The sequence below is a fragment of the Fodinibacter luteus genome (assembly GCF_039541575.1).
In the GTDB taxonomy this organism is placed as follows: Bacteria; Actinomycetota; Actinomycetes; order Actinomycetales; family Dermatophilaceae; genus Fodinibacter; species Fodinibacter luteus.
Genome location: NZ_BAABGM010000011.1, coordinates 74,806 through 87,519, shown reverse-complemented (window position 1 = coordinate 87,519; position 12,714 = coordinate 74,806). Strand labels below are relative to the sequence as shown.

10 protein-coding genes and 1 pseudogene are annotated in these 12,714 nt (G+C 77.4%); 9 read left to right on the top strand and 2 right to left on the bottom strand.

Going from position 1 to position 12,714, the window contains the following annotated elements; all coding sequences use genetic code 11:
* Positions 1–10: 10 nt before the first annotated feature.
* Complete coding sequence (locus ABD899_RS08540) at positions 11–1,423, bottom strand: aldehyde dehydrogenase family protein (protein WP_345204636.1); 1,413 nt, start codon at positions 1,421–1,423, stop codon at positions 11–13.
* Positions 1,424–1,501: 78 nt separating this feature from the next.
* Here ABD899_RS08540 and ABD899_RS08535 point away from each other — a divergent pair, with 78 nt between their 5' ends.
* From ABD899_RS08535 to ABD899_RS08500, 9 genes and pseudogenes are all read left to right on the top strand, one after another.
* The gene (locus ABD899_RS08535; protein WP_345204633.1) at positions 1,502–3,172 is read left to right on the top strand and encodes a carbamoyltransferase family protein; all 1,671 of its coding nucleotides are present in this window, start codon (positions 1,502–1,504) and stop codon (positions 3,170–3,172) included.
* Positions 3,169–4,731 (top strand): HAD-IIIA family hydrolase, encoded by a 1,563-nt coding sequence (locus ABD899_RS08530; RefSeq protein ID WP_345204630.1) that lies wholly within the window; start codon positions 3,169–3,171, stop codon positions 4,729–4,731. The genes ABD899_RS08535 and ABD899_RS08530 overlap by 4 nt, the downstream gene beginning before the upstream one ends.
* A complete protein-coding gene (locus ABD899_RS08525) occupies positions 4,724–5,785 on the top strand; it encodes a glycosyltransferase family 9 protein (protein ID WP_345204627.1) in 1,062 nt (353 codons plus the stop codon). Before ABD899_RS08530 ends, ABD899_RS08525 begins: the two co-directional genes overlap by 8 nt.
* Entirely contained in the window at positions 5,782–6,765 is a 984-nt protein-coding gene (locus ABD899_RS08520; RefSeq protein WP_345204624.1) for a glycosyltransferase, read from the top strand. The genes ABD899_RS08525 and ABD899_RS08520 overlap by 4 nt, the downstream gene beginning before the upstream one ends.
* Positions 6,762–7,979 (top strand): annotated as a pseudogene (locus ABD899_RS08515) (glycosyltransferase); the annotation flags it as partial. The gene ABD899_RS08520 and the pseudogene ABD899_RS08515, both read left to right, overlap by 4 nt.
* Positions 7,962–8,591, top strand: coding sequence for a D-sedoheptulose-7-phosphate isomerase (locus ABD899_RS18915; RefSeq protein WP_425474955.1), 630 nt, complete (start codon positions 7,962–7,964; stop codon positions 8,589–8,591). The pseudogene ABD899_RS08515 and the gene ABD899_RS18915, both read left to right, overlap by 18 nt.
* Entirely contained in the window at positions 8,588–9,928 is a 1,341-nt protein-coding gene (locus ABD899_RS08510) for a PfkB family carbohydrate kinase (protein ID WP_345204620.1), read from the top strand. Before ABD899_RS18915 ends, ABD899_RS08510 begins: the two co-directional genes overlap by 4 nt.
* Positions 9,925–10,635, top strand: a complete 711-nt coding sequence (locus ABD899_RS08505; RefSeq protein ID WP_345204617.1) for an SDR family oxidoreductase — start codon at positions 9,925–9,927, stop codon at positions 10,633–10,635. The genes ABD899_RS08510 and ABD899_RS08505 overlap by 4 nt, the downstream gene beginning before the upstream one ends.
* A complete protein-coding gene (locus tag ABD899_RS08500) occupies positions 10,632–11,642 on the top strand; it encodes a glycosyltransferase family 9 protein (RefSeq protein ID WP_345204615.1) in 1,011 nt (336 codons plus the stop codon). The genes ABD899_RS08505 and ABD899_RS08500 overlap by 4 nt, the downstream gene beginning before the upstream one ends.
* Here ABD899_RS08500 and ABD899_RS08495 read toward each other — a convergent pair.
* A complete protein-coding gene (locus ABD899_RS08495; protein ID WP_345204612.1) occupies positions 11,579–12,601 on the bottom strand; it encodes a UDP-glucuronic acid decarboxylase family protein in 1,023 nt (340 codons plus the stop codon). The genes ABD899_RS08500 and ABD899_RS08495 overlap by 64 nt on opposite strands.
* Positions 12,602–12,714 lie beyond the last annotated feature (113 nt).

The following is a 12,714-nucleotide window of genomic DNA, read 5'->3' as shown; positions in this document are numbered from 1 at the left end:
GCGGGTCGGCTCACTCCGTCGAGATCGACTCCACGAGGTGCCCGGTCTCGTCGTCGGCCAGCGCCTTGGCGGGCTCGAGGTGGACCGTCTTGAGCACCGTCATCTCGCGCAGCAGGTCGGGGCCGAAGCCGACCCCCCGTCCGCTCAGCCCTCGCGGGTCGGCGGAGCCCCCGGGCGCACCGCCGAACACGGCATTGACCTTGACGGTGCCGACGTCGAGGCGCTCCGCGGCCTCGAGCGCGTGCCGGGTGTCGGTCGTCAGCACGGTCGCGGCCAGCCCGTAGGCGCCGCCGGCCGCCCGCTCCAGCCCCTCGTCCCACGAGCCGACGACGACGACCGGGGCCACCGGGCCGAAGGTCTCCCGGGTCATGACGAGCATGTCGTCGGTGCAGTCGACGAGCACCGTCGCGGGGTAGCCCGCGGGGACGACGGGGTCCGGCTCGCCACCCGTGAGCAGCCGGGCGCCGCGCTCGACGGCGTCCCGGACGTGGCCGTGAACGGCCTCGACGGCTCGCTCGTCCACGAGGGGCGGCAGCGTCGTCGTGTCGTCCGCGGGGTGGCCGAGGCGGTAACCCCGGGCGAGGCGGACGAGCTCGCGCACGACGTCGTCCGCCACGTCGGCGTGGAGGTAGACCCGCTCGACCGAGGTGCACAGCTGACCGGCGTTGGTGAACGCGCCGACAGCGACCTGTCGGGCCGCCCACCGCGGGTCGACACCGGCATCCACGACGAGCGGGTCCTTGCCGCCGTTCTCGGTGATGCTCACGGCCCCCCTGCCGGCGCACGCCGTGCGCACCGAGGCTCCCGCCTCGCTGCTGCCGATGTGCGCGACGAGGTCGACGAGCGGGTGCCGGGCCAGGGCCCGCCCCGCGTCGGCGTCGCCGCCGACGTGCACGAGGACGCCCTCGGGCAGGACGGCGGAGACGACCTCGGTCAACCGGCGGCCGGGGTCCGCGCTGCGCTCGGACGGCTTGTGCACGACCGTGTTCCCGGTCACGAGGGCCGCGGCGATCAGCCCGGCCGCCGCCGGGTACGGGTCGTTCCACGGGGTGATGGCGGCGACCACCCCGCGTGGCTCCCGCCGCACGAGGTCGACGGCACCCGGGTCCCCGGCGAGCGCCCGGCCCCCCGCGAGGCCGGTGACCGCGGCCTCCTCGAGCAGGTCCGCGGCCACCGCGGCCGACGCCCGGGCCTCGCGCAGGAGGCGGCCCGTCGTGAGGCAGAGGATGCCGCCCAGCTCCTCGTGCACGTCGCGGACCGCCGCCGCCGCCTCGCGCAGGAGGCCGGCTCGACGGCTCGCAGCCGTGGCCCGCCACGCGGCCGCGGCCGCCCGGGCCAGCTCGACGGCATCCGCCACCTCGCCGGCGGCAACGTCGGTGCGGTGGACCCCGTCGGGGGGCCGTCGGTCGCTCGTCGTCGTCATGGACAGGGCATGCCCCGTGGCGGCTGCGCCGAAACACCCGGTGAGTGAGAAGCGGTTCTCGCGGGTAGGGGCAGCGGTATGCGAGTCCTGGGAGTCAACGCCCTGTTCCACGACCCGTCGGCCGCGCTCGTCGTCGACGGGCGGGTCGTGGCGGCTGCCGAGGAGGAGCGGTTCTCCCGGCGCAAGCACGGCAAGCGCCCGGTGCCGTTCGCGGCCTGGGAGCTGCCCGAGGGCGCGATGCGCTGGTGCCTCGAGGAGGCCGGGCTGCGGCCGGGCGACCTCGACGCCGTCGCCTACTCCTTCGACCCGGCGCTCGCGAAGCCGGCGGAGGACATGGGGCTCGACGACCCGTGGGACCCGCTGCGGCTCATGTACGCCGAGTCGGTGCCCGGCTTCCTCGCCACGGCCCTCCCGGGCCTGGACGCCGAGCAGGTCCAGTTCGTCCCGCACCACGTGGCCCACGCCGCGTCGGCCGCGCTCGCCGTCCCCTCGGGCGCACCCGGTCGGCCGGTGAGCGTGCTCGTCCTCGACGGGCGCGGCGAGGCGACGAGCCACCTCGCGGGGCACGTCGAGGCCGGGCAGGTCGACGTCCTCGCCGCCCAGGCCCTCCCGCACTCGCTCGGGCTGCTCTACGAGTCGCTCACCGACCACCTGGGGTTCCTCCGCTCGAGCGACGAGTTCAAGGTCATGGCCCTCGCGTCGTACGGCCGGCCGGTGCACCTCGACGCGCTGCGCGAGCTCGTGCGCGCCACGCCCGACGGGGGGTTCGAAGCGCCGATCCCCGACTGGACCCGCTTCGCCCCGAGGCGCGCCGGCGGCGAGGAGGACTGGCCGCCCGTGTACGCCGACCTCGCCTGCTCGGTCCAGGCGCGCCTCGAGGAGGTCCTCGTCGAGCTCGCGACGTGGCTGCACGACCGCACGGGTGACCGGGTGCTCACCATGGCCGGGGGGACCGCCCTGAACTGCGTCGCGAACAGCCGGATCTGGCGGGAGACGGCCTTCGAGGACGTGTGGGTGCAGCCCGCCGCCGGTGACGCCGGCACCGCGCTCGGCGCCGCGCTGCACGCCCACGCGCGGGCCGGCACCCTGCCGGAGCCCTTCACCACCGCCGCCCTCGGCCGCGGCTGGGACGACACCGCGCTCGCGGCACGGCTGCGGCGGGCGGCGGTGCCGTTCACCACCCCGGACGACCTCGCCGCCGAGGTCGCCGACGTGCTGGCGGCCGACGGCGTCGTCGCCTGGTTCGACGGGCGGAGCGAGTTCGGGCCGCGCGCCCTCGGCCACCGCTCGCTCCTCGCGCACCCCGGCAACCCGGCGAACCTCGAGCGCCTCAACGAGGTCAAGGGACGGGAGCAGTTCCGACCGGTGGCGCCGATGGTGCTCGCGGACCGGGCCGCGGAGATCTTCGACGAGGGGCCGCTGCCGAGCCCCTACATGCTCTTCGTCCACCGGGTCGCCGACGCATGGCGCGATCGGATCCCCGCCGTCGTCCACGTCGACGGCACAGCGCGCGTCCAGACGGTCGACGACGACTCGAACCCCCGGGTGGCCGCACTCCTGCGGGCCTTCGAACGCCGCACCGGGCTCCCCGTCGTCGTCAACACGAGCCTGAACACCGCGGGGCGGCCCATGGTCGACGAGCCGCGGGAGGCCCTCGAGCTCTTCGGCTCCGCGCCGGTGGACGCCCTCGTCATGGGCCCCCACCTCGTGCGCCGCGCGAGCCTGTTCGGCCAGGACGGCCGGCCGTGACGCCCACCGGCCTGCGGTACGCCGTCGTCGTCCCGACCGTGGGACGGCCCTCCGTGGGCGCGCTCGTCGACGGGCTGCTGCGCCAGGACGGGCCGCTGCCGGACGAGGTCGTCCTCGTCGACGACCGGCCACCGGGCACGGCGGGCCCGCTCCCGCGCCCCGAGCCCCCGCCGGGCCGGACGCCCGTCCCCGTCCGCGTGCTGCGCGGGTGGGGCCACGGCCCTGCGGCCGCCCGCAACCTCGGGTGGCGGGTCACGACGGCCGAGTGGGTCGCCTTCCTCGACGACGACGTCGTGCTCCCCGACGGCTGGTGCGCGGCGCTCGCCGCCGACCTCGAGGGGCTCGACCCCGCGGTCGGCGGGAGCCAGGGGCGCATCCACGTCCCCCGACCCGCCGGGCGACGCCCCACCGACTGGGAGCGCGCGACCGCAGGCCTCGAGACCGCCCACTGGGCGACCGCCGACATGGCCTACCGGCGCGCGGCGCTGCTCGCGGTGGACGGCTTCGACGAGCGCTTCCCGCGGGCCTACCGCGAGGACGCCGACCTGGCGGTGCGGGTGCGTCGGGCGGGCTGGCTCCTCGTGCGCGGTGACCGGGTCGTGCACCACCCGGTCCGGACCGCCGACCGGTCGGTCAGCGTGCGGGTGCAGCGGGGCAACGCCGACGACGCCCTCATGCGCCGGCTCCACGGCCCGCGCTGGCGGGAGGTCGCCGAGACCGGCCACGGGCGCCTGCCGTGGCACGTCGCGACGACCGCGGCGATCGGCAGCACCGTCGCCGCCGCGGCGGCGGCCGTGGCGAGCGCCCCGACCGACCCGACCGGACGGTCGGCGGTGCTGCGCCGGCTCGCGCTCGCCGGCGCCACGGCATCCGTCGCCCTCGTCGGCGACCTGGCGCGCCGCCGGATCGTGCCCGGGCCGCGCACCGCCGCCGAGGTCGCCACGATGGCCTGGACGAGCGCGGCCATCCCGCCCGTCGCCGTGTGGCACCGGGCGCGTGGCTGGTGGCGCCACCGCGCGGCCTCCCCGTGGCCCCCGCGGCCGCGTGCCGTCCTGCTCGACCGGGACGGCACGCTCGTGCACGACGTGCCCTACAACGGCGACCCGGACGCGGTCGCGCCGGTCGACGGGGCCCGGGAGGCCCTGGACCGCCTCCGTTCCGCCGGCCTGCGCCTCGGGGTCGTGAGCAACCAGTCCGGGGTGGGTCGCGGGCTCCTGCGACCGGAGCAGGTGGATGCCGTCAACGCGGCCGTCGAGCGCGCCGTCGGACCGGTCCAGACGTGGCAGGTGTGCCCCCACGTGCCCGAGGACGGCTGCGCGTGCCGCAAGCCCGGGCCCGGGCTCGTGCACGCCGCTGCGTCGGCGCTCGGCGTCGGTGCCGAGGAGTGCGTCGTCGTCGGGGACATCGGCGCGGACGTCGAGGCCGCCCGGGCCGCGGGTGCCCGCTCGGTGCTCGTGCCCACGGCGACGACCCGGGCGGAGGAGGTGGCCGCGGCCCCGGTCGTGGCCCCGGACCTGCCGCGCGCGGTCGACCTCGTCCTCGGGTGGTGCCGTGGCTGACCCGACCCACCGCAGGGTGCTCGCCGTGCGCCTCGACAGCGACGGCGACGTGCTCCTCGCCGGCCCCGCCGTGCGCCGCCTCCGGGGGGGCGCGGCAGCGGTCGACCTGCTCGTCTCACCTGCCGGGGCCGCGGCCGCCGCCCTGCTGCCGGGGGTCGGCCGGGTCCACGTCGCCGAGGTGCCGTGGGCCGGCGCCGACCCCGCGCCCGCCGACCCCGAGGCGCTCGACGGGTTGCTGCACCGCCTGCGCGTCGGCCGCTACGACGAGGCCGTCGTGTTCACGAGCTTCCACCAGAGCCCGCTGCCGATGGCCCTGCTCGCCAAGTGGGCCGGCGTGCCGCGCGTCGTCGGCACGAGCGACTGCGCCCCCGGCTCGCTCCTCGACGTGCGCCACCGCCGCCTGCCCGAGGGGGACGACGCCGGCGAGGGCGGGGGCCACGAGGTCGAGGCGATGTGCGCCCTCGTCGAGGCGGCCGGCTACGCACCGGTCCCAGGGGACGACGGCGCGCTCCGGGTCACCGGGTGGCGCCGTCCCCGGGGCCGGCACCTCGGCACCGGGTACGTCGTCGTGCACCCCACGGCCTCGGTGCCCGCCCGCGCGATCGGGGCGGACCGGGCGGCGGAGCACGCCCAGGCCCTCGCGGCCGCCGGCTGGCACGTCGTCGTGACCGGCGGACCGGGGGAGCAGGACGTCGGGCGGCGGGTCACGCCACTCGGCGGGACCGACCTCACCGGGCGGACGACGTTCCCCGAGCTCGCGGGGGTGCTCGCCGACGCCGCCGCCGTCGTCGTCGGCAACACCGGCCCGGCGCACCTCGCCGCGGCGGTCGGCACCCCCGTCGTGAGCGTCTTCGCCCCGGTCGTCCCGGCCGGGCGCTGGGCCCCGTGGGGTGTCCCGACCGTCGTGCTCGGCGACCAGGGCGCCGCCTGCCGGGCCACCCGCGCCCGCCAGTGCCCCGTCGCGGGCCACCCGTGCGTCTCGGGCGTCACCGGTGACGACGTCGTGCGGGCCGTCGGGTCCCTCGTCGGCGCCGCCGTCGGGAGGGCGTCGTGAGGATCCTCGTGTGGCACGTCCACGGCTCCTACCTCACGTCCTTCGTGCGCGGCGGCCACGACTACGTCCTCCCGGTGCTGCCCGACCGCGGCCCCGACGGCAGGGGCCGGGCCCGCACGTGGGACTGGCCGGCCTCCGCCCGCGAGGTCGCGGTCGACCGGCTGCGCGAGGAGCACCTCGACGTCGTCGTGCTGCAGCGTCCGCACGAGGCCGCGCTCGTCGAGCGCTGGACCGGGCGCCGGGTCGGCCGGGACCTGCCCGCGGTCTACCTCGAGCACAACACCCCGGCCGGCCACGCCGTCGCGACCGAGCACCACGTCCTGCGCGACCCGCTGCTCGCCGGCGTGCCCGTCGTCCACGTGACCCACTTCAACGCGATGGCCTGGGACTGTGGCGACCGCCCCACGACGGTCGTCGAGCACGGCATCCCCGACCCCGGGCTGCGGTACGAGGGCACCGACCCGTCACTGTGCGTCGCGGTCAACGAGCCGGTCCGGCGGTGGCGGGTCGCGGGGAGCGACCTCGTCCTCGACCTCGCGAGGACGGTCCCGGTCTCGGTCTACGGCATGGCCGCCGACGGCCTCGGGGCGCTCGCCGAGGAACGCGGCATCCCCGGCCTCGACCGCAGCCGGTGCCACGACCTCGACCAGGCGCAGCTGCACCGCGCCATGGCCCGGCACCGCGCGTACCTCCACCCCTACCGCTGGACGAGCCTCGGCCTGGCGCTCCTCGAGGCGATGACCCTCGGGATGCCGGTGCTCGCCCTGTCGACGACCGAGGCGCCCGAGGCCGTGCCGGCTGCCGCCGGGCTCGTCACGAACGACGTCCTCGCGCTGCGCGCCATGGCGAGGCGGCTCCTCGCGGACCCCGACGAGGCCCGCGCCCGCGGTCTCGAGGCCAGGGCCCACGCCCTGCGTCGCCACTCCCTCACCCGGTTCCTCCTCGACTGGGACCGCGTCCTCAAGGAGGTGACACCGTGAAGATCGCGATGGTGTCCGAGCACGCGAGCCCCCTCGCCGCGCTCGGCGAGGCCGACGCCGGGGGACAGAACGTCCACGTCGCGCAGCTGGCCGCGGGGCTGGCCCGCCTCGGGCACGACGTGAGCGTCTACACCCGGCGCGAGGACCCGGGCCTGCCCGACCGGGTGGAGCTCGACCCGGGCGTCGTCGTCGTCCACGTGCCGGTGGGACCGGCCGTCCACGTCCCCAAGGACGAGCTCCTGCCGCTCATGGACGACTTCGCCGACTGGATGGCCGCCCACTGGGAGCGGCACGGCGACCCGGACGTCGTCCACGCCCACTTCTGGATGTCCGGTCTCGCGGCCGTGCGGGCCGGCCGCCGTCGCGGGGTGCCCGTCGTCCAGACCTTCCACGCCCTCGGCAGCGTCAAGCGGCGGCACCAGGGAGCGGCCGACACGAGCCCCGCGCAGCGCATCGAGCTCGAGCGCCGGGTGGCACGCGAGGCCGACGCCGTCATCGCCACGTGCCGCGACGAGGTCGACGAGCTGCGGGCCCTCGGCGTGCCGACCGACCACGTCCACGTCGTCCCGTGCGGCGTCGACACGGGCCACTTCACCCCGGACCGGTCCGACGCCCTCCCCCCGGGCGTGCCACCGGCGGTACGGCCCCGGCTGCTGGCCGTGGGCCGGCTCGTCGAGCGCAAGGGGTTCGACCTCGCCGTCCGCGCGCTCGCGCTCCTCGACGACGTCGAGCTCGTCGTCGTCGGGGGCCCCCCGGCGGGTGCACTGCACGACGACCCGGAGGCCCGCCGCCTCCTCGACCTCGCGGACCGGCTCGGGGTCTCGGACCGCCTGTTCCTCGTCGGCCAGCACCCCCACGAGGCGATGCCCGCGATCTACCGCTCCGCCGACGTCGTGCTCGCCGTGCCGTGGTACGAGCCGTTCGGCATCACCCCGCTCGAGGCCGCCGCCTGCGCCCGTCCCCTCGTGGGCTCGGCGGTGGGAGGCCTGCTCGACTCCGTCGAGGACGGGGTGACGGGCCGCCTCGTGCCGCCCCGCGACGCGCCCGCCGTCGCGGGCGCCGTGCGCGGCATCCTCGACGACGCCTCCCTCGCGGCCGAGCTGGGGCGGCGCGCCCGGACCCGGGCCGTCGACCTGTTCGACTGGTCGGTCGTCTCGAGCCGCACCGAGGAGGTCCTCGATGCCGTGGCGCGGGGCGTGGGCGCGGGTGGCGCCGCCGCCCCCGACTGGGTCGACGAGCACACCGGGGAGCTCGAGACCGCCTTGGCCTCGCTGCGCCGGCAGGCGGCCCTGCTCCGGGCCTGGGGCGAGCGGCTGGCCACGGTCCTCGTCGGCGGCGGCAGGCTCCTCGCGGCCGGCAACGGGGGCAGCGCCGCCGAGGCGCAGCACCTCACCGCCGAGCTCGTCGGTCGCTGGTGCACCGACCGACGCCCGCTGTCCGGCCTGTCGCTGTCCGCCGAGACGTCGAGCCTCACGGCGATCCTCAACGACTACGGCCCCGACGAGGTCTTCGCCCGCCAGGTCGAGGCGCACGGACGTCCCGGCGACGTCCTCGTGCTGCTGTCCACGAGCGGGTCGAGCAGCAACGTGCTCCACGCGGCGAAGCGAGGGAGCCAGCTCGGCCTCCACGTCTGGGCGATGACGGGCCCCGCCCCCAACCCCCTCGCCGCCCTCGCGGACGAGGCGCTCGTCGTCGACGCCCCGAGCACGGCCGCCGTGCAGGAGGTGCAGCTCGTCGCGATCCACGCCCTGTGCGCGGCGCTCGACGGTGCGCTGACCTCGCGGGGGCTCATGGAGGCCGGCCCGGTGTGCCGGCAGGCGTCGTGAGCCGGCGCCCGCACGTCGTCGTCGTCGGCGACACGCTCCTCGACCGGGACGTCGTCGGCCGGGTCGAGAGGCTGTGCCCGGACGCCCCGGCACCGGTCGTCGACGTCGAGGGCACCCGCGCCCGACCCGGGGGGGCCGGCCTCGCCGCAGTCCTCGCCGCCGCCGACGCCCGGACGACGCTCGTGACCCCGCTCTCCGGCGACGCCGAGGCCGTCGAGCTGCGCAGCCTCCTCGACGGCGCCGGCGTCGACGTCGTCCCGCTGCCCCACGAGGGCGCCACCCGGGTCAAGACCCGGCTGCGGGCCGGTGGGCAGTCGATCGCCCGGATCGACACGGGTGGTCCCGGGCGGCCGCAGGGGCGCCTGCCCGACGGCGTGGCCGAGCTCGTCGTGGGCGCCGACGTCGTCCTCGTCTCCTGCTACGGGGCGGGGACGAGCGGCCTCGAGCCGCTGCGCGCCGTGCTGGCGGGCCGGGCCCTCGTGCGCCCCGTCGTGTGGGACCCCCATCCACGCGGTGCCGACCCGGTCCCGGGCTGTGCCCTCGTCACGCCCAACCTGGCGGAGGCGCAGCACCGGGCAGCGGCCCGTGGCCCGGACGGGGACTTCCTCGCGGAGCACCTCGTGCGCCGCTGGTCGGCGCGTGCCGTCGCGGTGACGTGCGGGGAGCGCGGTGCGTGGGTCGCGACCCCGGGCGGGGGGTCGTCGTTCGTGCGCGCCTGCGCCGTCGACGGCGACAGCTGTGGGGCGGGCGACCGCTTCGCCGCTGCGGCGGCCGTCGCGCTCGCCCGTGGAAGTACGGCCCTCGAGGCGGTCGAGGACGCCGTGGAAGCGGCCACCGCCTTCGTCGCCTCGGGGGGTGCCGGGGGGCTGCGGCCCGGGACGCCGGCCCGCGCCGACCGGCCCGGCGGCGAGGCGCCCACCGGCACGCTCGTCGCGACGGGCGGCTGCTTCGACCTCCTGCACGCCGGGCACGTCCAGCTGCTCGAGGAGGCCCGGGCGCTCGGCGACCGGCTCGTCGTGATGCTCAACTCCGACGCGTCCGTCCACCGGCTCAAGGGGCCGGGACGCCCGGTGCAGACGGTCCACGACCGGGCCCGGGTGCTGCTCGGGCTGTCGTGCGTCGACGACGTCGTCGTGTTCGACGACGACGACCCCCGGGCGGCGCTGCGCCGGCTGCGGCCCGACGTGTGGGTCAAGGGCGGCGACTACACCGCTGCCGAGCTGCCCGAGGCGCCGGTCGTCCGGTCCTGGGGCGGTCGCGTCGTCATCCTGCCCACCCTCGCCGGACGGTCGACGACGGCCGTCCTGCACTCCATCCGCACCGGAGGCCCGTCGTGACCAGTCACCTCGTCCAGCCCACCACCCTCGGCACCGTCGTCGTCACCGGAGGCTCGAGCGGTCTCGGGGCCGCGGTCGTGCGTGCCGTGGCGAAGGCCGGTGGCCGGCCCGCCGTCATCGACCTCGCACAACCGGAGGACGACTCGGTGCCGTTCGTCGTCGCCGACCTCGCCGACACCGCCTCGGCCGCCGCGGCGGTCGGGCGGCTCGTCGACGTCGCCGGGCCTCCGGATGCCGTCGTGACCGCGGCCGGCACCGACGCCTGCGGGCCCCTCGGGGGCGTCCCGGCCGAGGACTGGGAGCGCGTCGTGCGGGTCAACCTGTTCGGCACCGCGGCCGTCGTCCGCGCCGCCCTGCCGCACCTCGTGACCCGACGGGGTCGCGTCGTGACGGTCGCCTCGACGCTCGGGCTGAGGGCGGTCGGCGATGCCACGGCCTACTGCGCCTCGAAGTTCGGTGTCGTCGGCTTCACGCGGGCCCTCGCGGCCGAGCTCGCCGGGCAGGTGGCGGTGACGCTCCTCGTCCCGGGCGGCATGCGGACCCGCTTCTTCGACGGGCGCCCGGAGCAGTACCGGCCCGGTCCCGACGCCGCCCTCAACGACCCGGACGACGTGGCCGCGACGGTGCTCACGGCCCTGCTCCAGCCGTGGGGGTGCGAGGTCCGCGAGCTCGTCGTCGCCTCGTCGCAGGAGCCGTCCTGGCCGTGACGGAGGTGCTCGCCCTGCGGGCCCTCGGCCTCGGCGACCTCCTCGCGAGCGTCCCGGCCCTGCGCGGGCTGCGCCGCGCCTGGCCGGGCGCCCGGGTGACGCTCGCCGCGCCACTCCTCCTCGCCCGCTGGCTGTGCGACCTCGACGTCGTCGACGACGTCGCGGAGGTCCCCGGGCTGGAGGCCGCGGCGCGGCTGCGCGGACGGAGCCGGCCCGACGTCGCGGTCAACCTCCACGGCCGGGGACCGCAGAGCCACCGGGCGCTCCTCGGCCTCGAGCCCGCGCGACTCGTGGCCTTCGCGTGCCCGGCGGCGGGGCACGTCGACGGTCCGCCGTGGTCGGCGGGCGAGCACGAGGTCGACCGCTGGATCCGGCTCGTGGGCTCGGCCGGGTCGGCCCCGTCCGTCGACGAGCTGCGTCTGCCGGCGCAGGGCCCGCGCCGGGAGCACGTCGTCGTCCACCCCGGCGCAGCGGCGGCCTCCCGCCGCTGGCCGGCCGAGCGCTGGGCGGCCGTGGCAGCGGCCCTGGCCGGGGACGGGCACCCCGTCGTCGTCACCGGCACACCGCCCGAGGCGGGCCGGTGCGCGGCCGTCGTGGCCGGCGCCGGGGCCGGCCTGGAGGACCGCTGCGGTCGTGACGACCTCCCGGCCCTCGCCGAGCTCGTCGGCACGGCCGCCCTCGTGCTCAGCGCCGACACCGGCGTCGCCCACCTCGCGACGGCGTTCGGGACACCGTCGGTCACCCTGTTCGGGCCGGTCTCCCCGGTGCTGTGGGGGCCACGGATCGACCCCCACGTGCACCGGGTGCTGTGGCGAGGTGACGAGGCGACCCCGGTTCCCGGGAACCCCCACGGTCCGGTGCTCGACGCCCGGTTGCAGGCCCTGTCGGTCCGCGAGGTCCTCGACGAGGCCCGAGCCGTGCTGCGCCGTCGCGGCGTCGCCGCTCAGCCGTGGCCGGCCGCCGCGAGGGAGGCCCCCTCGCCGTCGGCGGATGCCGCGAGGTCCTGACGGCACCACTCGACGGTCCGGGCGAGCCCCTCGCGCCACGTCACGCGGGGTCGCCACCCGAGCAGCCGCTCGGCCAGCGTCGTGTCCGGGCGCCGCATCCGGGGGTCGTCGACGGGCAGCTCGACCGTCTCGATGACCGACGACGAGCCGGTGGCACGCACGACGTCCTCCGCGATGCGGCGCACCGTCATCTCGTCGGGGTTCCCGAGGTTGACGGGGCCGGGGTGGGTCGTCGCGGCGAAGGCGAGGATGCCGGCCACGAGGTCGTCGACGAAGCACACCGAGCGCGTCTGCGACCCGTCGCCCGCGACCGTGAGCGGCTCGCCCCGCAGCGCCTGGCGGATGAAGGTGGGGATGGCCCGCCCGTCGTGCGGCCGCATCCGGGGGCCGTACGTGTTGAAGATCCGCACGATGCCGGTGTCGACGCCCTCGTGCTCGCGGTAGGCCGTGGCGAGGGCCTCGCCGAAGCGCTTGCCCTCGTCGTAGACCCCGCGGGGGCCGATCGGGTTGACGTGCCCCCAGTAGTGCTCGGGCTGGGGGTGCACCTGGGGGTCCCCGTAGACCTCGGACGTCGAGGCGAGGACGAAGCGGGCGCCCTTGTCCTTCGCCAGGCCGAGCGCGTGCCACGTGCCGAGGGATCCGACCTTGAGGGTCTGGACCGGGATGCGCAGGTAGTCGGCCGGTGAGGCCGGGGAGGCGAAGTGCAGCACGAGGTCGACCGGTCCGGGGACGTGCACGAAGTCGGTGACGTCGCACCGCACGAGGCGGAAGCACGGGTCGTCGAGCAGGTGGGCGACGTTGGCGGGGGTGCCCGTCGAGAAGTCGTCGAGGGCGACGACCTCCACCCGGTGCCCCACGAGGGCGGTGCAGAGGTGGCTGCCGAGGAAGCCCGCTCCACCCGTGACGACGACCCTGCGGGGGCGTCGGGGCGTCGCACCCGGGGCGTGGACGTGCGGCACGGATCTCTCCCGTCGTCGGTGACGACGGTCCCCTACCCCGGTGGCGCGGGGCGGAACCACCCGGCAGGAAGTCGCGGGGCCCCAGATGGCCCCCGGGCCCGGAACTGTGCGAG